We start from the raw sequence: 21,999 nt of genomic DNA, 5'->3' as shown, positions 1-21,999 counted from the left end.
ACGTCGCACGTGACACCGGAACGGGCCGCGCAAGCGGCCCGTTTTCGTTCGGCCACCGCGCGAAGCGGGATTCGTCCTCCAAACCTGACTGGGCGGGCTAGTCACATGGTGTGATTCTGCAAACGCCGCTCCTCTGGCAGCGTGGCCGCATGCACACCGATTCTTCCACTCCGAACGCCGTCAAAGCCCCGACCCCCGGGCCCGCGCGCGAGCGCAAGCGCCTCTGGCATCACCTGTACGTCTGGGTGCTCATCGGCATCGCCGCCGGCATCACGATCGGCCTCGCTGCGCCGGAGGTCGGCGCGCAGATGAAATGGCTGGCCGATCTCTTCATCAAGCTGGTCAAGGTGGTCATCGCGCCGACCATCTTCGCCACCGTCGCGGTCGGCATCGCCGGACTCGGCAATCTGGCCAAGGCCGGCGGCCTGGCACTCAAGACCGTTCTCTACTTCAACATCACCACGGTGTTCGCGCTGGGCATCGGTCTGGTGGTGATCAACCTGCTGGGGCCCGGGCGCAGGCTCGGGCTGGATCTCGCCACGTTCAACGCCTCGGCCGCCGAAGGCACGCTGAGCAGCGCGGGCGCCGCCGCGGGCGAGGGCATCACGGGATTTCTGCTGCACCTGGTGCCCGGTTCGTTCTTCGGCGCGTTCGTGGAAGGCCAGCTGATCCAGGTGCTGGTGATGGCGATCCTGGTCGCCTGCGCGATCACGATGCTGGGCGAGCGCGGCAAGCCGGCGGTCGCCGCGCTCGACACGATCGCCCAGGTGATGTTCGGCGTGATCAAGATCGTCATGTGGTTCGCGCCGCTGGGCGCGATGGGCGGCATGGCCTTCACCATCGGCGAGTACGGCAGCGCGATCCTCGGCTCGCTGGGCTACTTCATGCTCAGCTTCTGGGTGACCTGCCTGCTGTTCCTGTTTCTGGTGCTCGGGCCGATCTGCTGGTGGTCGGGTTTCAGCATCTTCAAGTACATCCGCATGATCCGCGACGAGCTGTTGATCGTGCTGGGCACCTCGTCGTCGGAGACCGTGTTGCCACGCATGCTGGCGAAACTCGAGGCGGCCGGTGTGCCGAAATCGGTCGTCGGTCTGACCATTCCCACCGGGTACTCGTTCAACCTCGACGGCACCGCGATCTACATGACGATGGGCGCGATCTTCATCGCCCAGGCCTTCGGCATCGACGTGCCGCTCGGCACGCAGATCGCGCTGCTGGTGTTCATGCTGATCTCGTCGAACGGCGCGGCCGGCGTTTCGGGCGCGGGTCTGGTAACCCTGGCAGCGTCCCTGGCGGCGTTCGAAAGCGTGATCCCGCTGGCCGGCATCGCCTTGATCGTCGGCATCGACCGCTTCATGTCCGAGGGCCGTGCGCTGACCAATCTCACCGGCAACGGCATCGGCACACTGGTCGTCGCCCGCTGGACGGGGCAGCTGGATCGCGCGCGCCTCGCCGAGGTGCTGGACAATCCGCGGCTCGTCGACCCCGATCGTCTGCTGGCCGAAGCGGAGGCCGCCGCCGCACCGCCGGTCGACGCACTGCCGGTCAGGTGAGCCGATGGCCGCTTGCCGGTGCATCACCCGTTGAACCTGTTGCGGCGGCGGTTGCGAACGCAACCGTTGCGCGGTCGCCGCAGAGCCTTTAGGTTGCAGCCCATGCCCCGCATCACCGCCAACAATCGCAACCGTAACGCACTGCGCACGAATAATCGTGCGCGGTCGATGCGGGTGTTGGAGCGGGCGCAGCAGTAACGCAACAGGGCGCAGGCACCCGACACACAACCCGCATCGGCCGCGATGCGGGTTTTTTTGTGGCCCGCATCCGGCTCCTCATCCGCGACATCCCATCACCCAGGAGCCCCATCATGTGTTCAATCTTCGGCATCTTCGGCCTGCAAGCCGGTGACGACGCCATCGCCCTGCGCCGGCAGGCGCTTGAGTGCTCCCAGCGCCAGCGCCATCGCGGCCCGGACTGGAGCGGCGTTTTCGTCGACGACCGCGCGATCCTCGTGCACGAGCGTCTGGCGATCGTCGATCCGGCGGGCGGTTCGCAGCCGCTGCTGTCCGAGGACGGCGCGCTGGTGCTGGCGGTCAACGGCGAGATCTACAACCACCAGGCGATCAAGGGCGAGCTGCGCATGCCCTATGCGTTCCAGACCGCATCGGACTGCGAGGTCGTCAATGCGCTGTACCGCGAACACGAGGCCGACGGCAGCGGGCCCTCCGCCTTCCTCGAACGCCTCAACGGCATCTTCGCGTTCGCACTGTGGGACCGCACCGCGGGCCGCGCGATCATCGCGCGCGACCCCATCGGCGTGGTGCCGCTCTACTGGGGCCACGACCGCGAGGGCCGGCTGCGTGTGGCTTCCGAGATGAAGGCGCTGGCCGACACGTGTGCCGATGTCGCGCAGTTTCCGCCCGGTCACTGGTACGACACGGCGACCGGCACGCTGACGCAGTACTACCGTCGGCCGTGGCGCGACTACGACGCGGTCGACGGCGTCGAGGTCACACTCGACGACGTGCGCGCGGCGTTCGAGGCCGCCGTGCATCGCCAGTTGATGACCGACGTGCCTTACGGCGTGCTGCTGTCGGGTGGCCTCGATTCCTCGCTGGTCGCCGCCGTCGCCGCGCGTTACGCACGGCATCGCGTCGAGGACGGCGGCCGGACCGAAGCCTGGTGGCCGCGTCTGCATTCGTTCGCGATCGGCCTGAAGGGCTCACCCGATCTCGCGGCCGCCGCGATCGCCGCCGAATCGCTGGGCACCGTGCATCACGGTTTCGAATACACCTTCGAGGAAGGCCTCGATGCGATTCCCGACGTGATCCGCCACGTCGAGACCTTCGACGTGACCACGATCCGCGCGTCGACGCCGATGTTCCTGCTCGCGCGCCGGATCAAGGCGATGGGCGTGAAGATGGTGCTGTCGGGCGAGGGCAGCGACGAGATCTTCGGCGGCTACCTGTACTTCCACAAGGCGCCGGATGCGCGGCAGTTCCACGAGGAACTCGTGCGCAAGCTCGATGCACTGCACACCTACGACTGCCTGCGTGCGAACAAGTCGATGATGGCCTGGGGCGTCGAGCCACGGGTGCCGTTCCTCGACCGCGAGTTTCTCGACGTGGCGATGCGCATCGACGCCGCGCACAAGATGGTCCATCGCGGCAGTGACGGCTACCAGCGCATGGAGAAGGGCGTGCTGCGCGCCGCGTTCGACGGCCATCTGCCCGATGAGATCCTGTGGCGGCAGAAGGAGCAGTTCAGCGACGGCGTCGGCTATGGCTGGATCGACGGGCTCAAGGCACACGCGGACGGCCAGGTCAGCGATCGCGAACTTGCGGCCGCGGCGAGCCGGTTTCCGCACAACCCGCCGCAGACCAAGGAGGCGTACTACTACCGCAGTCTCTTCGAGCGGTTGTTCCCCTCGCCGGCAGCCGCAGCCACGGTGCCGGGCGGCAAGTCGATCGCCTGTTCGTCACCTGCCGCGATCGCCTGGGACGCGGCGTTCGCCTGTGCCGCCGATCCATCGGGACGCGCGGTGACCGGGGTGCATCACGCCGCGGCCTAGCGGCGCGGCAGTCGCCGGTGCGCCCGTGCGTGGCGCGGTTGCGCGCCCAAGCGCCATGTCCCGGGCGTGCGCGCGCCGGTGCGAAGTGGCCTGCAGTTGAAGCCTTCGCGCCCGCGCGCCCCTGCACGGGCACCCGGTGGTCAGAGCCGTCCGGCCATCCGCGCGAGCGTCGCATCGCGCCAGACCACGTGATGCAGTACGACCATCACGACGTGTCCGGCGATCAGGGCGAGCAGGGTCCACGCCAGCACACCGTGGGACAGGTTGGCAGGCGCCATCATCCAGGCGATCTGTTCGCCGGTCTGCGGAAACAACGGCACGCCCCAGGGCGCGAAGCCGCGTCCGCTGCCGTATTCGCGCAGCAGGGCGACGGTGGGGATGTAGGCCATCAGCGCATAGAGCAGTGCATGGCCCAGGCCGGCCAGGCGGCCGACGACGGTGCGCGGATGCAGCGGACGATGGCGCCACTGCGACAGGCCCCAGGCGCCGCGCAGCAGGATCGCCAGCGTCAGCAACGTACCGACCGGCTTGTGCGTGCCGACCAGGAACGCGGTCAGCGGGTGCCGGCCCAGCGTCAGCTTCACCGCCATGCCGGTGAACTGCCAGGCGAACAGCGCCGCCATGCCCCAGTGCAGCATGCGCGTGACCAGGCCGTAGCGTGCAGGCGAGTCGGTCCAGCGTGACGGCATCGGCGACATCCGGGCGAAAACAGGGCCCACAGTTCAGCCGGCGGTCCGCGCGCTGTCAAACGCGTGGCGGCGGGGACCATCGGCCCCCGTACGGGACCGCGGCGACACCAGCCCGTAAACTGGACGCCACGTTTCCAGACACACGGGCAGCACAGTGATCATCCATCCCAAGGTCCGCGGCTTCATCTGCACCACCACGCATCCGACCGGTTGCGACCACAACGTGCGCGACCAGATCGCGGCGACGCGCGCGCGCGGCGTGCGTGGCGACGGTCCGAAGAAGGTGCTGGTGATCGGCGCGTCGAGCGGCTACGGCCTCGCCGCGCGCATCAGTGCGGCCTTCGGTTTCGGTGCCGACACGCTGGGCGTGTTCTTCGAGAAGCCCGGCACCGAGAAGAAGCCCGGCACCGCCGGCTGGTACAACGCCGCGGCCTTCGACAAGTACGCCAAGCAGGCCGGTCTCTACAGCCGTTCGATCAACGGCGATGCGTTTTCCGATGAAGCGCGTGCGCAGGCGATCGAACTGATCAAAACCGAGATGGGCGGGCAGGTCGATCTCGTCGTCTATTCCCTGGCCTCGCCCGTGCGCAAGTTGCCCGGTTCGGGTGACGTGGTGCGCTCGGCGCTCAAGCCGATCGGCGAGGCCTACACCTCGACTGCGATCGACACCAACAAGGACCAGATCATCGAGGCCACGATCGAGCCGGCGACCGAGCAGGAGATCGCCGACACCGTGACCGTGATGGGCGGCCAGGACTGGCAGCTGTGGATCGATGCGCTGCGCGAGGCCGGCGTGCTGGCCGACGGCGCGAAGACCGTGGCCTTCAGCTACATCGGCACCGAGATCACCTGGCCGATCTACTGGCACGGTGCGCTGGGCAAGGCCAAGGCCGACCTCGACGCGACCGCGCGCCGGCTCGATGCACAGCTGGCCGAGAGCGGCGGCAGTGCGAACGTGGCCGTGCTCAAGTCGGTCGTCACCCAGGCCAGCGCGGCGATTCCGGTGCTGCCGCTGTACATCGCGATCGCCTTCAAGGTGATGAAGGAAGCGGGTCTGCACGAGGGCACGCTCGACCAGCTCGACCGGCTGTTCCGCGAGCGGATGTATCGCGCCGACGGCGCCGCGCCCGAGGTCGACGACGAGCACCGCCTGCGTCTCGACGACTGGGAACTGCGCGACGACGTGCAGGCGCAGTGCAAGGCCCTGTGGCCGCAGGTCACCACCGAGAACCTCTTCGCGCTGACCGACTACGCCGGCTACAAGCACGAGTTCCTCAAGCTGTTCGGCTTCGAACGCGATGACGTGGATTACGACGCGGATGTCGACCCGGTCGTCGAATTCGACGTGATCGAACTTCGCGACTGAGCACACCGCGGCCGTCGCCGGCGCTCAGCGTGCCGGTGACGACTGGCGGCCGCGCACGATGCCGAACTCGCGGGCGAGCACGGGGGGCACGTCGTCCTCTGCCACATCCTCCTCCGCACGATGCCCGTCCAGGGTGGTGCGGATCAGGCGTCGACCGCTGAGCGTGGTGCGGCCCCCGGCGGTGGCGATCGTGGCCAGCGGCGCCCTGTGGAAATGCGAGTCGGGCGAATCGCGGTGGAATTCGAACATGCCCCGGAACGCCTCGAGGCGTCTGGGCGTGGTTTCGAACGTGAAGCGGGCGCTCCAGGCGCCTTCGGATGTCCCGCCTTCGAGGATCCAGCGGCCATCGGCGTGCACGAGCCGGTGATCACCGCCGGGTTCGGGCTGCACGCGGCCGTCGACCAGCGGCATCGGTGTGCGGAACGAGTGTCCGAAGCCGACGTCCACCAGCCACGGCGTTTCGAGCGCCACCAGCAGCACCAGGTGGTCGAACTCCGGGCCCAGGCTGCCGTCGCTGCGCACCACCCGTGCAGACAGCAGGGTGGTGGGAAATCCGAGGGCCTGCAGAAGCGCGGCGAACAGGCCGTTGCATTCGTAGCAGAAGCCGCCGCGACGCGCGTCGACGATCTTGCGGAAGCCGTGGTCGACCGAAAGCGCCATCGGCTCGGCCCAGTGGATCGAGAGATTCTCGAACGGCACGTTCAGAAGGTGCGCATGCTGCAGGCGGACGAGTGCATCGGCGTCGGCAACGCGCGGGGCTGCCAGCTGCAGCCGTTCGAGGTAGCGGTCCACATCCGTATCGCGCATGGCACGGTCCCGTCTGGCGTCGGACGGGACTATAGCGGGGCGACGAAGGCGCCCGTGCGTGCCGCGCACGTCGTCGTCGCGTGGCGTGCGACCGCGATGGGCTAGAACGCGGGTCCGGATGCCCCGATGCCGCCCATGGATCTGTTTCCTCCCGAGAACATCCCCCAGTGCCTGATCGACGATGCGGAAGGCGGCGTGCGCTACTGGCCCGCCGTGGTCGACCCGCCGACCGCGGAGGCCTGGTTCAATGCGCTGCGCGACGGCGTGCGCTGGCAATCGCAGCAGCGTCCGATGTACGACCGCGTGGTCGACGTGCCGCGCCTGCTCGCCGCCTACCGTGTCGACGCCCTGCCGGAGCATCTGCCGCTGGCCGCGATGCTCGCGCAGGTGCAGACGCGCGCGCCGGCCCCGTATACGGGCGTCGGTCTGAATCTCTATCGCGACGGTCAGGACAGCGTGGCCATGCACGGCGACACCCTGCGCACGCTCGCCCCCGGTCAGCCGCTCGCCCTGCTGTCGCTGGGCGCGCCGCGGCGCATGCTGCTGCGCGAAAAGGCCGAGGGCGCCAAGGCGCACGCGATCGATCTCGCGCCGGGCAGCCTGCTGGTGATGAGCCACGCCTCCCAGCGCACCCACCTGCACGGCATTCCCAAGACCGCACGCGCCGTCGGGCCGCGGATCAGCGTGGTGTTCCGTGTCCGGGCACCGACGGCGGTCGACGAGGACCGCGCCGACACGCCCTGAGCCCGACTCAGCGCGGCTGCAGCCGCAGCGTGTGCGCCGTCGTCTGCGGCAGGAACGGAGACGCCCGGCCCTGCGCCCAGTCGGCGTGGCCCGCGCCCCAGTACGGCGACAGCGGATGACCGCTCTGGCCGCCGGGCATGTGCGCGATGCCGTCGGCCTCGTGGCCCGGCGCGACGACCATGCGCTGCGAGGCGCCGAAGTCGGGCCCCTGCACCCGCGGCATCATGCTGTCGCCGGGCAGCGGCTCGGCCGGCATGCACAGCCGGCGGCGCACGAGTCCCGGCAGCGCCGAGGCCAGCGGGTGGCAGATCGCCGCGGTGTTGCGCTCGCCCCAGCGACGTTCGGCCAGTGGACCGGCGGCGGCGAGCTCGTCGCGGACCTGAGCGGCCGCGTCTTCCAGCAAGGCCTCCCAGCCGGCCGCACCGGCGTCGCAGGCGCCGCCCTCGCGGCAGGCGAAGCGGCGCGGAAGCAGATGCGCGGGCCGTTGCTGCAGCAGTGGCCAGACGACGCCCTCCAGCTGCGGCAGCGCCGGCATGTCGAAGCCGTCGCCGGCGGCGGCGCGCGCCGGTGCCAGCAGGCCGTCGGCGATGCGTTCGTGCACCGCCAGGCGCCAGGCGCGCACGAGGCGGTAGCTGACCGAATCGACGTCGGCGCGCCCCGACCAGTCCGCGGCGGCGTCCGCGAGGGCGCGCAGGGCGCTGTCGCCGCCGGGCGGCGCGCGCTCGCGCAGCAGCTGCCACCAGCGCGTCATCAACAGGGCGCGGTCGTCCAGCTGCAGTGCGAGCAGGTCGGCCTCGGTGAACCGCGCGCCGGCCTCGAGCACGTCGCGGATCTGCCGTGCGCGCGTGCCGAGCGCGGCGCCGCCGTCGCCGATGCGGGCGAAGTCCGCGCCATCCACGACCCGGCTGTTGGCCGTCCAGAGGCGGTCGGTGTCGGGCGAACTCCGCTGCGGCGAGACATCCGTGGCGATCGACCAGGGCGCACAGACATTGACCGGCGCGGCGCCGTCGGCGGTGCCGGCGGGGTCGTCCGGGCCGGGGGCCTGCGACACGGCGGCGCCGTCGCAACCCGGCTCGCGCAGCGGGATCGGCCCGAGCAGACGCCAGGCGATGCGCCCCCGGGCGTCGCCGATGACCAGGTTCTGCGTCGGTGTGGCGGTGCGGTCCGCGATTGCCAACGCGGCGTCCAGATCGCGTGCGTACACGAAATCGCCGAGTGCGAAGTTCAGCGCGCCGGGCAGGTGCGCCACCCAGCGCAGCGCCAGCGCCCGGCCGTCGTCCTCGCGGTGAACGATCGGGCCCCAGTCGGTCTCGTCGACCTCGAGCGCCACCGGCGCCTCGCCGGCGATGCCGATGTGCTCCACGTGGCGCACCACCGGTGTACAGCCCGGCTCCGCCGGAGCATCCGGCGCGCATGGCCGCAGGCGTTGCCAGTCGAGGTAATCGCCATAACTGTTGGTGAAGCCCCAGGCCACGCGGCCGGTGCTGCCGACGATGACCGCCGGCAGGCCGGGCAGGGTGAAGCCGGTGACGTCGACGCGTCCGTCCGGCGCGCGCGCATCGGGATAGCGCAGACGCGCGCGGAACCAGATATTGGGCACACGCAGACCCAGATGCATGTCGTCGGCGACGAGGGCGCGGCCGTCGGCGGTGAGCGCACCGGAGACCGCGAAATTGTTGCTGCCCGCGCGCAGGTCGCGTGCGGCCCGCCCGGCATCGGTGGCGTCGTGCATCGACGGCGATGCCGGGCGCGCGCCTCGCGCGACCGCGTCGACCACGCCCGGCGCGGCGCGCGCCGCGATGTCCGAGGCCGGTGTCCGGCCGCTGCCCATGTCCGGCGTGGGCAGCACGCGCAGGTCCACCGCCGATGCGCCCGGCAGCATCGCGTCGCCGCGCGCCGCTCCGAACAGGGGCGCGTCCCAGTCGCTGCCGTCGTGGGTGAGCAGCGCGAACAGGGCGGGCGGCAGATGCGCCCGCGCGGTGTCGAGTGCGTGTTCGGTGCGGTTGCGGGCGTCCTGCAGGTCGAAGTACATCGCGAATCCCGTCAGCGCCGAATCCGCGGTCGTCCACGGCGCTGGACGCTGGCGCAGGAGCAGATAGGGCCACGGCCGCACCCGCAACGCGGCGAGGCCGGCGTTGACGCCCTCGGTGTAGGCCTGGAGCTGCGGCATGCGGTCGCCGGCCATCGTGTCCAGCTGCGCGTCGACCCGGGCGCGCATGCGGTGGAGCCGGTTGCGACGATCGGCCTCGAGCGCGCGCGCGCCGAACAGGGCCGACAGTTCACCGGCCGGCACGCGGCGCATCAGGTCCATTTCGAAGTAGCGCTCCTGCGCATGCACATACCCGAGCGCACGGGCGGCATCGGCCTCGCTCCGGGCGTCGATGGTGACCACGCCCGCCGCGTCGCGTGTGACCGTCACCGGAGCGGACAGTCCCGGCAACGCGACCTCGCCGTCGAGCGTGGGCAGGCTGCCGCGCAGCAGCCACCAGGCCGTCAGCACGGCGAGAACGATCAGCACGAGCAGGGCGAGCAGCACCCTCGGCGTCCATCTGCGCATCACAGGTCCCCGCGCCGCTGCGTTCGTGCGGCGTCGGGTGAGTATTCCACGACCACGGCGACAGCTCGACGCGTCGCAGGTGTGCGCTCGTGTGACGGTTGCGCCGGCGGCGCACATCGCCCGCGGATCGACGGATATCGCGCCGGCGTCGCGTCACCGGCGCGCCGCGGGTCAGGCGTTGCGCGCGTGTGCCGCGAGCCCGGAGACCACGCCCAGCGACGGATCCCCGCGCACGATGCGCGCCGTCGGGAAGCGCGCCTGCGCCGCCGCCTGCACATAGGGCGCGCCGGACATGCCGCCGGTCAGGAACAGGCTGTCGGGCGGCGCGTCGAGATCGTTGCGCACGTCGTCGAGCAGGCCGCCGATCGTGTCGAGAAAGCGCGCGCTCGCCGCTTCGAGGTCGGCGCGCGTGGCGTCGACCCGCAGACCTGGCTCGACGTAATCGAGCGCATGCCCGGCGGTCTCGTCTTCGCTCAGCCGCACCTTCATGCCTTCGACGCCGCGGTACAGGCGCGTCGTGCCGCCATCGCGCTGCAGCGCCTGCAGACGCGGGCCGAACGGCGCGTCGACGTGGCCGAAGTCGCGCTTGTGGAAGTCGCGCTGGCGCGGCATGTCCTGCACGGTCGCGGCCTCGACGAAGTGGTGCACGGGGATGCGGCTTGCGCCTTTGCCGAACAGCGGCATCACCTGGGCCATGCTCAGCGCGAGGTCGACATCGGTGCCGCCATTGGCGACGCCCCAGGCGCGGCGCACGCGCGGCGCCGCATCACCGCCGACGTCGGCCAGGGCGATGTCGGTGGTGCCGCCGCCGATGTCGACGACCAGCGTGGTGTGCCGCTGCGGACTTTCGGCGTGGTAGTGCAGGGCCGCCGCGGCGGGCTCCTCGAGAAACTCGATCGAATCGAAGCCGGCCTGCGCCGCCGCCTCGCGCAGCAGGGCCAGCGCCTGTTCGCCGCCGGCCTCGCCCATCGAGCTGCGGAAGCGCACCGGTCGCCCCAGCGTCGCCGCGCGCACCGTGACACCGAGCTGCTGGCTGGCGGTGAGACGGATGTGCTCGAGGATGTGTGCGGCGATGCCGGTGATGGTCTCCTTCGCGCGCGGATGCAGGTTGAACCCCAGCATCGACTTCGGCGACTGCACCAGGTTGCCGCTGCCTTCGAGCAGATAACTCTCGATGGCCGCTTCGCCGAAGACCGCGTGCTGCAGGTCGGCGGCCGAACTCTCGGCCTCGCGCATCCGGGCTTCCAGCCACTGTCGGCGCACGATGCGGATCGCATCGCGGCGCAGCTGCGCGGTCGGCCGCGGTGCACCGCCGGCGCTGCGCAGGCTGCGCACCAGCGCCTCGACCTCGGCCTCCATGGCCGCGTCGAGCGCGAAATCGTCGAGGTCGGGCAGGGTGGTGGGAAAGAACACGGCCGTGCGGAACTGCGGCTGTCCGTCGAACCGGATGTGCACCAGGTCATCGTCGATGCGCGCCGCGGCGGCGGAGTAGCTGGTGCCGAAATCGATGCCGATCTTCATGAGGGCGACAGGCGTAAAGGCCGGCGAGTCTACGCCGAAGCCGCCCGCGCTGCAGGCCGGCGGCCGCGCGCACGTGGGCGGCTGAGAATGCGAAATGCATCTATTCGCATCCGATCATCCTCACCCGGTGCCCGCTAGACTGCACCCCGTCCACGCTGCACGAGTGCCGTCATGAAGGGCCATCCCGAAGTCGTCGAATATCTGAAGTTCCTGCTGCGCGGGGAACTCGCGGCGCGCGACCAGTATTTCATCCACTCGCGCCGCTACGAGGATCTGGGCCTGCACCAGCTGTATGCGCGCATCAATCACGAGATGGAAGAGGAAACCCAGCATGCCGATGCGCTGCTGCGGCGCATCCTGTTCCTGGAAGGCGACCCGGACATGCGCCCGGATGCGTTCGAGCCTGGGCGCACCGTCGAGGAGATGCTGCGCAAGGATCTCGACCTCGAGTACCTGGTCCGCGATCACCTCGCCAAGGGCATCGCGCTGTGCGAAGAACACGGCGATTACGTCAGCCGCGATGTGCTGGTGACCCAGCTGGCCGACACCGAGGAAGACCATACCCGGTGGCTCGAGAAACAGCTGCGGCTGATCCGGATGGTCGGTCTGGAGAACTACCAGCAGAGCCGGATGGGCGATGCGGACGGGACACACGCGGGAGTGTGACGGCCGATGCTGTCGAGCCCCGCGACCAGGAACGCCCGCACTTGCCGCGGGCGTTCTGTTTCGAGTCTTTCCCGCGAGCCTGATGCGCGGTGTCCTAACCGAGGCGCTTGAACTCGTGATTCCGCGAAGGCGGGATCCAGTGCCTCTACGGTTAATGATCTGAGTCGCGGGACCCCGCTCTCGCGGGGATGGCGGCCGGGTGAGGTTGCGTGCCTGGGACACGGCACTCGTCCGGCTCCGCCGGCAGGGGGAGGCGCGGGCCACCGCGTCCTCAGCTCCGCCGCTCGACCCGGTACACCACCGTCGACAGTGCGGTGACGCCCTCGGCCACGAAGCCCGGCTCATCGGCCAGGATGTCGCGTCGCTCGATCTCGTCGATCCGCCAGTCCGTGTCGAGCCGTGCATGCACCTCGTCGGCATCGACCGAGAACGGCGGACCGTTCTTCTGCGGCTGCGGATACTCCAGCGTCACCAGCAGCCCGCGGCACGCCGCCGGCAGGCGACGCCAGGCCGTGGCCGCGTACGTGTGTCGCAGGTCCGGCGGCAGGGCGATCAGTGCCGCACGGTCATAGACGGCCGCGCAGTCGGCGAGAACCGACGCGTGGAGTGCGAACGCATCACCGACGATCAGTTCGTACGGGCCGGCGGCGTGGTGCGTACCCGCCGCCGTCGTGTGCACGTCCGGCACCAGGCCGCGCTCGTCGAAGAACTGGCGCACCGCCAGTTCCGACAGTTCGACACCGAGCACACGGTGCCCCCGTTCGGCCAGCCACACCATGTCGAGCGACTTGCCGCTGAGCGGTACGAACACCCGGGTGGTCGGCGCCAGATCGAGCGCCGGCCAGTGTTTCACCAGCAGCGGCAGCGGGGCATCGCGGTGGAAGCCGATGCGGTGGCTCGACCAGCGCTCGTGCCAGAACTCGGGCTGCATGGGGAACTCCTGTCGCTGAGACGAAGATCGGGCGCCGCTCGCGGGATCATGCGGCGCGCTGTGGGAACGTGCGCACGATCGGTGCCGCGGTCGGGCGGTCGGGCGCATCGTGCGAGATGGACCGCTGAACAGGGCATCCGCACGCGAACGCGACGCAAACACGCCCACGATCCTCGGGGCGCGCACGACGGACCGTCGCGGCGCGCCCGGCGGGATCACTCGATCGCCAGGCCGTCGACCTTCTGCCAGCCGCGCGGCAGCAGCCCACCCCGCGAGGCGCGCGGACCCAGGTAAGGCTCGAGGTCCTTGAACGCCAGCGTCATCGTGCGCGCGCCCGAGCGCACCAGCAGCGAGGCGCCGGGCGGCACGACGGTCACGGCGACCACCTGTTCGGTGCCGCGCTTGGCCTTCGGAATCTCGATGATCTTGTTGCCTTTGCCCTTGTCGAGCTCGGGCAGTTCGGTCACCGGAAACGCCAGCAGGTGGCCGGCGCTGGTGACCACGACCAGACGGTCGGTCTCCACGTCGCGCACCGCCGCCGGCTGCAGCACGCTCGACCCCGGCGACAGCGACAGCATCGCCTTGCCCGCCTTCTGCCGGCCGGTGAGATTCTCGAACCGGGTGACGAAGCCGTAGCCGTGCGAGGACGCGACGACGAAGCGCATGTCCGCCTCGCCGGCCACCACCGCCTGGAACGACGCGCCCGCCGCCGGCGAGAACCGCCCGGTCAGCGGTTCGCCGTTGCCGCGCGCCGACGGCAGCGAATGTGCGACCGTCGAATAGCTGCGGCCGTTGGAATCGAGGAAGACCACCTGCTGCGTGCTGCGGCCGCGCGCGAACGCGAGCAGGCCATCGCCTTCGCGGTAGTTCATGCCGGCCGGATCGACATCGTGGCCCTTGGCCGCGCGGACCCAGCCCTTCTCGCTGACCACGATGGTCACCGGCTCGCTCGGTACCAGGTCACTCTCGTCCAGGGCCTGGGCGGCGCCGCGTGCGACCAGCGGCGAGCGGCGCGCATCGCCGAACTTCTTGGCATCCGCCAGCAGCTCGTCCTTGATCAGCTTCTTGAGCTTGCTCTTGCTTTCGAGCGTGGCGATCAGGCGATCACGCTCGCTTTCCAGTTCCGCCTGTTCGCCGCGGATTTTCATTTCCTCCAGACGCGCGAGCTGGCGCAGGCGCGTTTCGAGGATGTAGTCCACCTGCTCGTCACTCAGGCCGAAGCGCGCCTGCAGCACGCCGCGCGGCTCGTCCTCGGTGCGGATGATGCGGATCACCTCGTCCAGATTGAGGAAGGCGATCAGCAGGCCGTCGAGCAGGTGCAGCCGGCGTTCCACCCGGTCGAGGCGATGGGTGAGGCGGCGGGTCACGGTGGTGGTGCGGAACTGCAGCCATTCCGACAGCAGCAGCTTGAGGTTCTTGACCTGCGGCCGGCCGTCGAGCCCGATGACGTTGAGGTTGACCCGGTAGCTCTTTTCCAGATCCGTCGTCGCGAACAGGTGGCCCATCAGCTGGTCGGCGTCCACGCGGTTGGAGCGCGGAATCAGCACCACGCGCACCGGATTGGCGTGATCGGACTCGTCGCGGATGTCCTCCAGCCAGGGCAGCTTCTTGGCGCGCATCTGCGCCGCGATCTGCTCGATCACCTTGCTCGGGCTGACCTGGTGCGGCAGCGCGGTGATCACGATGTTGGCGTGCTCCTTCACGAACGTCGCGCGCGCACGCACGCTGCCGTGGCCGGTCTCGTACATCTGCAGCAGATCGCCGGCCGGCGTGATGATCTCGGCGCTGGTGGGGTAATCGGGGCCGCGCACGTGTTCGCACAGGTCGCGCACGGTGGCGTCGGGATCGTCGAGCAGGCGCACGCAGGCACTGACGATTTCACCGACGTTGTGCGGCGGCACGTCGGTGGCCATGCCGACCGCGATGCCGGTGGTGCCGTTGAGCAGCAGGTGCGGCAGGCGTGCCGGCAGCCACGAGGGTTCTTCCAGCGTGCCGTCGAAATTGTCGGTCCAGTCGACGGTGCCGTGGCCGAGTTCCGACAGCAGCACCTCGGCCAGCGGGGTCATCTTCGATTCGGTGTAGCGCATCGCCGCGAAGGATTTCGGGTCGTCGCTGGAGCCGAAGTTGCCTTGGCCGTCGATCAACGGATACCGGTACGAGAACGGCTGCGCCATCAGCACCAGCGCCTCGTAGCAGGCGCTGTCACCGTGCGGATGGTATTTGCCGATCACGTCGCCCACGGTGCGCGCGGACTTCTTCGGCTTGGCGCTCGCGCCCAGGCCGAGTTCGCTCATCGCGTAGATGATGCGTCGCTGCACCGGCTTGAGCCCGTCGCCGATGAACGGCAGGGCGCGGTCCAGCACCACGTACATCGAATAGTCGAGGTAGGCGCGCTCGGTGAACTCGCGCAGCGGCAATTGCTCGAAACCATGGAACGGGGTGCGGACGGACTCGGTCATCGGGACAGCATCTACGGCGGAACCGGAATTTTAGCGGCTGCCGGTCTCGCGCGCTGCGTCGGCGAGGGCGGCGGTCCAGGCCGACAACGCCGCCTCGTCGGCGAAATCACCGGTCCAGACCTGCGCCGGCCGGTAGGGCTGGTTGTGGCCGCGGCTGCGACCGCGATAGACCTTCATCGGAATCGACACGGTGGCCAGGCCGCTGGGCAGCGGCTGCTGACGGATGTCCATGTACACCGTGTCGGCCGACGTCTCGCCGCCGACGTGGATCGCGCCGAGCGGCAGCCACAGGTCCAGCGCATCCAGGCAGGCCGAGGCGCAGCCGGCATCGGCCAGCACGTGGACGGGCACGTCGGCGGCGAGGGCACGCGGGCGTGGATCGCCGGGCGGCGCAGGTGTGTCGGCATCGACCGGGTGCCGCCACAGCGCGTCACCGCGGGCGAGCGCCTCGGACATGCCGCCATCGATCACGTCCACCCAGTGCAGCAGCTCGGCATCCGGCTGCGGCTGGGCCCGCAGCATCGCGCCGAACGCGCGGATCGCCTCGAGGTTGGCGGCGTCCGCGCGCCAGTCGACCCGGCTGTCGGCCGGCGGCAGCGCGGCGAGCGCGGCATCGCCCCAGAGCCGGCGCGCGATCTCGCGGCTCCAGTGCGAGGAACCGCCGCCATTGCCACGCAGATCGAGCACCACGTGCCGCGCCGCGCCCACACGCGCGCGGTCGTCGAGTGCGGCCAGCAGTGCGTTCAGCGCGTCGGCGTCCTCGTCCGCATCGAAGCTGCCGGCCGCGATCCAGAGCTGGCCCGGCCGCGGCGTGCGCACGCCGGTGGCGGTTCCATGCAGCGCGCGCGTGGCGGCCAGATGCTGCGCCAGCGCGTCGCCCTCGAGCACCTGCCAGTCCAGCGCGACGTCGTGCTCGCGTCCGTCGTGGGTGAACCGGCAGCGCATCGGCGGCGGCGCCCAGGGGTCGCCCGCGTCCAGGAACAGGCGGCCGGCGTGGGTGACCCGCTGCGCATCGAGACTCCATCGCCCGCGCACGCGACCCACGCGCTGCGCGGCCAGGGTCTCGGCGTCGACTCCGTCACAGGCCACCAGACGGGCATCGAGCGGCGGCAGGCCGGGCGCATCCAGCCGTGTCGCCACCACGTGCCCCGAGCCGGACCAGCGGGTGAGGAAGCCGGGCCACCGCGCCGGCAGATCGGGCGCGGCGTCTTCGGTCGACAGCTGCACGTGGCCGTCGTCGAAGCCCGCCTGGAATTCCCGCAGTGCCCACCAGTACCCGGCGAACCCGTCCACCTCGTCGGCGCGCGCCAGCACCCGGGCGAGGCCGGCGTCGAGTTGCGCGGCGAACTGCGGATTCTCCGGATCCACCGGGCCCGGGTGGCTCGCCTGCAGCGCGCCGTGGAACGCGACGGCATCCGCGCGCAGGCGCGCCGCCCAGTCCTCCGCCGCGGCGCCCGGCGGCAGCAGGCAGGCCGCGACGAGCGCGGCGGTGAGCAGGCGGGTGCGGTCCATGGCGGGTCTCCGGGCGAGGGACCCCCATTCCACCCCGCGCGAGCGCGTGGATGCACCTGACAGGAGTCACGGCCGGCGGCGCTATCATGCCGCCATGCAGACCAAGCCTCCGCTGCGGTCCACGCCGTCCGCGCCGGTCGCCCGCCCGGGCGCCACGGGCGCGCGGCGGCTGCCGCACTCGGGCTGCGACGGCTGTCTGTCGCGGCACCTCGCGGTGTGCGCGGCGCTCCCGGCGTCCGAGACCCACGCGCTGGAAGAGGCCGCGGGCGAGCTGGCTCTGGCGGCCGGCACCACGCTGGCCCACGAGGGCGGGCCTCGCCGCGATGTCTACACCGTGACCCGCGGCATGCTGCGCCGCGTGCGCCTGCTGGCCGACGGGCGACGCCTGGTGGCGGGCTTTCTGATGCCGGGCGATTTCATCGGCTTCAGTGGCGCGGCCCAGTACCGGCACACGATCGAGGCGATCACCGACAGCGTGCTCTGCGTGTTTCCGATGCCGGCCATGCGTCGGCTGTGCGAGCGCTTTCCCGAGCTGGAATCGGGCATGCTGGCCCAGGCCTGCGCCGAGCTCGACGCCACCCGCGCCAGCCTGATGCTGCTCGCGCGCATGGGGCCGGCCGAGCGCCTGGCCGGCTTCCTGCTGGACCTGGCCGAGCGCCAGCGCCTGCGCGGCGGGGCGGCGCAGCACGTCGACCTGCCGATGACCCGGGCCGACATCGCCGATCACCTGGGCCTGACCATCGAAACCGTCAGCCGCAGCTTCACCCGGCTGCGCCAGGACGGCGCGATCGCATTCACGGATCCGCGCGCGATCGATCTGGTCGACCTGCCAGCCCTGCGCCGCGCCGCCGGGCTGTAACGCCAGCCGGGCGCCGCACGCCGACCCGGCGCGTTGACGGGATACCGCGCGCGGCGCCGGTCCGCGTCCTGCGCTGCGGTCCATTGACGCCCCGTGTCGTCGGCCCGGTGGCCCGTTCCGGCGGATCGCCGCGCCGCCGACCGTGATGGACCGTTCGACCTGCGCCGCGCGCGGCAGGTCTCCCTTGTGTCATGCCCGGTGCCGGCGTGCATTGATCCTGATCAATGCGGCGGCCGCCCCGCGGGACGAGCATCTGCGCATGCCCCGTTCCGGTTGAAGACCATGATCGACATGACCGTCGTCGAACTGTCCCGCCTGCAGTTCGCGCTCACCGCGATGTACCACTTCCTGTTCGTCCCGCTGACGCTGGGCCTGTCGCTGATGATGGCGATCATGGAGAGCGTCTACGTCATGACCGGCCGCGATGTGTGGCGGCGGATGACGCTGTTCTGGGGCGTGCTGTTCGGGATCAACTTCGCCATGGGCGTGGCGACCGGCATCGTCATGGAGTTCCAGTTCGGCATGAACTGGGCCTATTACAGCCACTACGTCGGCGACATCTTCGGTGCGCCGCTGGCGATCGAAGGCCTGATGGCGTTCTTCCTCGAGGCCACCTTCATCGGGCTGTTCTTCTTCGGCTGGAAGCGGCTGTCGAAGATCCAGCACCTGGTGGTGACCTGGATGGTCGCACTGGGTGCGAACTTCTCGGCGCTGTGGATCCTGGTCGCCAACGGCTGGATGCAGAACCCGGTGGGCGCGGTGTTCAACCCGGACACCATGCGCATGGAGATCGTCGATTTCATGGCGGTGATCTTCAATCCGGTGGCCCAGGCCAAGTTCGTGCACACGGTGTCGGCGGGCTACGTGACCGGCGCGATCTTCGTGATGTCGATCAGCGCGCTGTACCTGCTGCGCGGCAAGCATCGCGACATCGCGCGGCGCTCGATCGCGGTGGCCGCGAGCTTCGGTCTGGCGTCGGCGCTGAGCGTCGTGGTGCTGGGCGACGAGAGCGGCTACGCGGCCACCGAGCACCAGAAGATGAAGCTCGCCGCGATCGAGGCGATGTGGCATACCGAACCGGCGCCGGCCGGGTTCACCGTGATCGGCCTGCCGGACCAGGCCACGCAGTCCAACCGCTTCGAGGTCAAGATCCCGTGGCTGATGGGTCTGATCGCCACGCGCTCGATCGACGGCGAGATTCCCGGCATCCTCGATCTGGTCGAGCGCGCCGAGCACCGCATCCGCGGCGGCCAGCTCGCCTACGCGGCGCTGGAGCGGCTGCGCGAGGATCGCACCGACGTGGCCGCACGCGCGGCATTCGACCGGCACTGGGCCGACCTCGGCCACGGCCTGCTGCTCAAGCGCTACCGCGAGGACATCCTGGCCGCCACCGAGGCCGAGATTTCCCAGGCGGCGCTCGACACCGTGCCGCGCGTGGCGCCGCTGTTCTGGACGTTCCGGGTGATGGCCGGCATCGGCTTCTACCTCATCGCGTTCTTCGCGCTCGCGTTCTGGATGGTGACCACCGGCCGGCTGGAGCGCACGCGCTGGTTCCTGTGGGCCGCCGTGCTGAGCCTGCCGCTGCCGTGGATCGCCAGCGAATGCGGCTGGTTCGTGGCCGAATACGGCCGCCAGCCCTGGGTGGTGGAGGGCGTCCTGCCGACGTTCTACGCCGCGTCCGGGCTGGCGCTGCGCGACATCCTGATCTCGCTGGCGGGGTTCGTGGCCATCTACACGGGCCTGGCGATCGTCGAGATCAAGCTGATGCTCGCCGCGATCCGCAAGGGGCCCGACCTGCTCGCGCCGCCGGCCCGGGACGACGCCCCGGCCGCGATCGACGACACCGCGCCCGATCTCGATCCTTCCGGCCTCGACGCGCTCGACGCGCCGTCGGCCGTCCGCGCCTGACCCGCGTCCACGACGTCACGAGGACATTTCCATGGACTTCATTCCACTCGACTACGCGACGCTGCGGCTGATCTGGTGGCTGCTGCTGGGCGTGCTGCTGATCGGCTTCGCGGTCATGGACGGCTTCGACCTCGGGGTCGGCGCGCTCTTGCCCTTCGTCGCGCGCACCGACGCCGAACGCCGCATCGTCGTCAACACCATCGGCCCGGTGTGGGAGGGCAACCAGGTGTGGCTGATCCTCGGCGGCGGTGCGATCTTCGCCGCGTTTCCGCCGCTGTACGCGGTGAGCTTCTCGGGCTTCTACCTGGCGATGTTCGTGATCCTGTTCGCGCTGATCCTGCGCCCGGTGGGGTTCAAGTTCCGCGGCAAGGTCGAGCACACGCGCTGGAAGCAGAGCTGGGACTGGGCGCTGTTCATCGGCGGCGCGGTGCCGGCACTGATCTTCGGGGTCGCGGTCGGCAACGTGCTGCTCGGCGTGCCGTTCCACTTCACGCCCGAGCTGCGCCCGGTCTACACCGGGGGCTTCTTCGGCCTGCTCACGCCGTTCGCCCTCCTGGCCGGGCTGGTCAGCCTGAGCCTGCTGGTCGCGCATGGCGCAGCGATGCTGGTGCTCAAGACCGGCGGTGCGATCGCCGAGCGCGCCGCGCGCTACGGCAGCGTCGCGGCGCTGCTGGGCGCCGCACTGTTCGCGCTGGCGGGGGTGTGGATCGCGACCGGGATCACGGGGTTCCGCGTCGAGTCGGTGATCGACGGCGCGTTCGCGTCCAACCCGCTGCACAAGACCGTCGGCACCGGGCCGGGCCTGTGGATGGCGAACTACCGCACGATGCCGTGGACGATCGCCGCGCCGGTGCTGGGCATCGTCGGGGCGCTCGCCGCCGCGGCGCTGCTGCGCATGCGCCGCGGCGGCCAGGCACTGCTGGCCTGCGGCAGTGCCATCGCAGGCGTGATCCTCACCGTCGGCTTCGCGCTGTTTCCGTTCCTGCTGCCGTCCTCGACGATGCCGGGCGCCAGCCTGACCCTGTGGGATGCCTCGAGCAGCCGGCTGACGCTGTGGATCATGCTGCTGGCGACGGTGGTGTTCCTGCCGTTGATCCTGCTCTACACCGCCTGGGTCTACCGCGTGCTGCGCGGCCCGGTCACCGACGCCAGCGTCGCCGACACGCCCAACGCCTACTGACACCGCGCGGGCGCGGCCCGCGCACGGAGACGACACCATGTGGTATTTCGCCTGGATTCTCGGCATCGGCCTCGCCGCGAGCTTCGCCATCCTCAACGGCATGTGGTTCGAGGTGCGCGAACAGCGCCGGAGCGACCGCGAGGCCTGACACGCCGGCGCCCCTGCGCAAGCGATGCGCCGATCCCGGCCGTGGACCCGGCGTCGATCACGCCGGGTCCGCGGTCTGCCGGTGACACTGCGGGCTCCTCCCGACGGAGCCGCGCCATGCATCGCGACGATCACGCCCCGCACGCCGCCGACACCACGCGCGGCCCGCTCGAAGCAACGCGGACACCCGACACGGCCAAGGTGCCGGGCGAGTCGGCGGAGAAGCGCGACCAGGCGCAGCGCAACGATCCCGAATCGATGCCCGGTGCGCGCGAGGGCAATGCCACGCGCCGCAGCGGCGATGGCCCGCCGGGCAATCCCGGCAATCGCGAGCGCTGAGCCCGCGTCGCGGCGCGGGCATCGCCGCATCTCCGACGCCCGACGGTGCGAGCCCCCGGAGCCCCCGAGAGCGCCTGCGCGCACGTCATCCGCCGTGTGCCGGGGCGTCCTGCCCGCGCCGCGCCCGGACATCGGGCACAAAAAAACCCGCATCGGCGGGTTTGATGTTCATCGCTGGTAAGGCGGTGATGACCTTGGTGCCCGGGAGAGGACTCGAACCTCCACGGAGTTGCCCCCGCTAGCACCTGAAGCTAGTGCGTCTACCAATTCCGCCACCCGGGCAGGTCAGGGCGCGAATTCTGCGGGGCCGCGGCGCGGCTGTCAATGCGCGGATGCAGGCTGCGATGCCCGGTTGCGGTCGGCCGGTGACGACGGCGCGCGCAGCCTGGTGTGGCATCGGCGTCGCATCGCCACGCCGGGCCGGCCGAGGCGCGCACGGTCTGACGCCGGGTGCCGAGCGCGCGGGATCCGCCCGCGTGCTCCGGTGCCGCGCATGCACGCCGGCGCGACGCGGCCCTGCCCGGACGTCAGGCACAAAAAAACCCGCATCGGCGGGTTTGATGTTCATCGCTGGTAAGGCGGTGATGACCTTGGTGCCCGGGAGAGGACTCGAACCTCCACGGAGTTGCCCCCGCTAGCACCTGAAGCTAGTGCGTCTACCAATTCCGCCACCCGGGCAGGTCAGGGCGCGTATGGTGTCGATGCGCACGCGGCTTGTCAACGCTTCGACGCTCCGGAGGCGTGTG

17 protein-coding genes and 2 tRNA genes are annotated in these 21,999 nt (G+C 70.5%); 10 read left to right on the top strand and 9 right to left on the bottom strand.

Going from position 1 to position 21,999, the window contains the following annotated elements; genetic code table 11:
- Nucleotides 1-149 precede the first annotated feature (149 nt).
- Nucleotides 150-1,553 carry a C4-dicarboxylate transporter DctA gene (gene dctA, locus PQS31_RS02655; RefSeq protein WP_272761122.1) on the top strand — a complete coding sequence of 468 codons (1,404 nt, stop codon included), beginning with the start codon at nt 150-152 and terminating at the stop codon, nt 1,551-1,553.
- 311 nt (nt 1,554-1,864) lie between these two features.
- Nucleotides 1,865-3,568: an asparagine synthase B gene (gene asnB / locus PQS31_RS02650; RefSeq protein ID WP_272761121.1), complete on the top strand. Its 1,704-nt coding sequence runs from the start codon at nt 1,865-1,867 to the stop codon at nt 3,566-3,568.
- Between the two features lie 140 nt (nt 3,569-3,708).
- Here the strand turns inward: asnB and PQS31_RS02645 are convergent, their stop codons facing one another.
- The gene (locus tag PQS31_RS02645) at nt 3,709-4,257 is read right to left on the bottom strand and encodes a cytochrome b/b6 domain-containing protein (protein WP_272761120.1); all 549 of its coding nucleotides are present in this window, start codon (nt 4,255-4,257) and stop codon (nt 3,709-3,711) included.
- A gap of 154 nt (nt 4,258-4,411) precedes the next feature.
- On the opposite strand from PQS31_RS02645, the gene fabV reads away from it, so the two are divergent.
- Nucleotides 4,412-5,623, top strand: a complete 1,212-nt coding sequence (gene fabV / locus PQS31_RS02640) for an enoyl-ACP reductase FabV (protein ID WP_272761119.1) — start codon at nt 4,412-4,414, stop codon at nt 5,621-5,623.
- Between the two features lie 24 nt (nt 5,624-5,647).
- Here fabV and PQS31_RS02635 read toward each other — a convergent pair whose 3' ends face one another.
- Entirely contained in the window at nt 5,648-6,430 is a 783-nt protein-coding gene (locus PQS31_RS02635) for an arylamine N-acetyltransferase (protein ID WP_272761118.1), read from the bottom strand.
- A 135-nt stretch (nt 6,431-6,565) separates the two neighbouring features.
- Here PQS31_RS02635 and PQS31_RS02630 point away from each other — a divergent pair, with 135 nt between their 5' ends.
- Nucleotides 6,566-7,174 (top strand): alpha-ketoglutarate-dependent dioxygenase AlkB, encoded by a 609-nt coding sequence (locus PQS31_RS02630; RefSeq protein WP_272761117.1) that lies wholly within the window; start codon nt 6,566-6,568, stop codon nt 7,172-7,174.
- Between the two features lie 7 nt (nt 7,175-7,181).
- On the opposite strand, the gene PQS31_RS02625 is transcribed toward PQS31_RS02630, so the two are convergent.
- Complete coding sequence (locus PQS31_RS02625; RefSeq protein ID WP_272761116.1) at nt 7,182-9,731, bottom strand: penicillin acylase family protein; 2,550 nt, start codon at nt 9,729-9,731, stop codon at nt 7,182-7,184.
- A 171-nt stretch (nt 9,732-9,902) separates the two neighbouring features.
- Nucleotides 9,903-11,252: an Hsp70 family protein gene (locus PQS31_RS02620; RefSeq protein ID WP_272761115.1), complete on the bottom strand. Its 1,350-nt coding sequence runs from the start codon at nt 11,250-11,252 to the stop codon at nt 9,903-9,905.
- A 171-nt stretch (nt 11,253-11,423) separates the two neighbouring features.
- On the opposite strand from PQS31_RS02620, the gene bfr reads away from it, so the two are divergent.
- Entirely contained in the window at nt 11,424-11,918 is a 495-nt protein-coding gene (gene bfr, locus PQS31_RS02615; protein WP_272761114.1) for a bacterioferritin, read from the top strand.
- A 271-nt stretch (nt 11,919-12,189) separates the two neighbouring features.
- Here the strand turns inward: bfr and PQS31_RS02610 are convergent, their stop codons facing one another.
- From PQS31_RS02610 to PQS31_RS02600, 3 genes are all read right to left on the bottom strand, one after another.
- Entirely contained in the window at nt 12,190-12,849 is a 660-nt protein-coding gene (locus tag PQS31_RS02610) for a thiopurine S-methyltransferase (protein ID WP_272761113.1), read from the bottom strand.
- Nucleotides 12,850-13,064: 215 nt separating this feature from the next.
- The gene (gene parC / locus PQS31_RS02605; protein ID WP_272761112.1) at nt 13,065-15,308 is read right to left on the bottom strand and encodes a DNA topoisomerase IV subunit A; all 2,244 of its coding nucleotides are present in this window, start codon (nt 15,306-15,308) and stop codon (nt 13,065-13,067) included.
- Between the two features lie 30 nt (nt 15,309-15,338).
- Entirely contained in the window at nt 15,339-16,820 is a 1,482-nt protein-coding gene (locus PQS31_RS02600; protein WP_272761111.1) for a S41 family peptidase, read from the bottom strand.
- A gap of 94 nt (nt 16,821-16,914) precedes the next feature.
- Between PQS31_RS02600 and PQS31_RS02595 the strand changes: the two genes are divergently transcribed.
- The 5 genes from PQS31_RS02595 (at nt 16,915) to PQS31_RS02575 (ending at nt 21,253) form a co-directional block, all read left to right on the top strand.
- A complete protein-coding gene (locus tag PQS31_RS02595) occupies nt 16,915-17,679 on the top strand; it encodes a helix-turn-helix domain-containing protein (RefSeq protein WP_272761110.1) in 765 nt (254 codons plus the stop codon).
- Between the two features lie 282 nt (nt 17,680-17,961).
- A complete protein-coding gene (locus PQS31_RS02590; protein ID WP_272761109.1) occupies nt 17,962-19,587 on the top strand; it encodes a cytochrome ubiquinol oxidase subunit I in 1,626 nt (541 codons plus the stop codon).
- Between the two features lie 31 nt (nt 19,588-19,618).
- Entirely contained in the window at nt 19,619-20,767 is a 1,149-nt protein-coding gene (cydB, locus tag PQS31_RS02585; RefSeq protein ID WP_272761108.1) for a cytochrome d ubiquinol oxidase subunit II, read from the top strand.
- A 37-nt stretch (nt 20,768-20,804) separates the two neighbouring features.
- The gene (gene cydX / locus PQS31_RS02580) at nt 20,805-20,915 is read left to right on the top strand and encodes a cytochrome bd-I oxidase subunit CydX (RefSeq protein WP_272761107.1); all 111 of its coding nucleotides are present in this window, start codon (nt 20,805-20,807) and stop codon (nt 20,913-20,915) included.
- Between the two features lie 116 nt (nt 20,916-21,031).
- Complete coding sequence (locus tag PQS31_RS02575; RefSeq protein WP_272761106.1) at nt 21,032-21,253, top strand: hypothetical protein; 222 nt, start codon at nt 21,032-21,034, stop codon at nt 21,251-21,253.
- 195 nt (nt 21,254-21,448) lie between these two features.
- On the opposite strand, the gene PQS31_RS02570 is transcribed toward PQS31_RS02575, so the two are convergent.
- A tRNA-Leu gene (locus PQS31_RS02570) sits at nt 21,449-21,535 on the bottom strand.
- Between the two features lie 309 nt (nt 21,536-21,844).
- Nucleotides 21,845-21,931 (bottom strand) — tRNA-Leu (locus PQS31_RS02565).
- Nucleotides 21,932-21,999 lie beyond the last annotated feature (68 nt).

Source organism: Luteimonas sp. BLCC-B24 (assembly GCF_028550595.1).
Taxonomy (GTDB): Bacteria; Pseudomonadota; Gammaproteobacteria; order Xanthomonadales; family Xanthomonadaceae; genus Luteimonas.
Note: the sequence above shows the minus strand (reverse complement) of the source record. Positions and strands in the feature narration are given on the sequence as shown.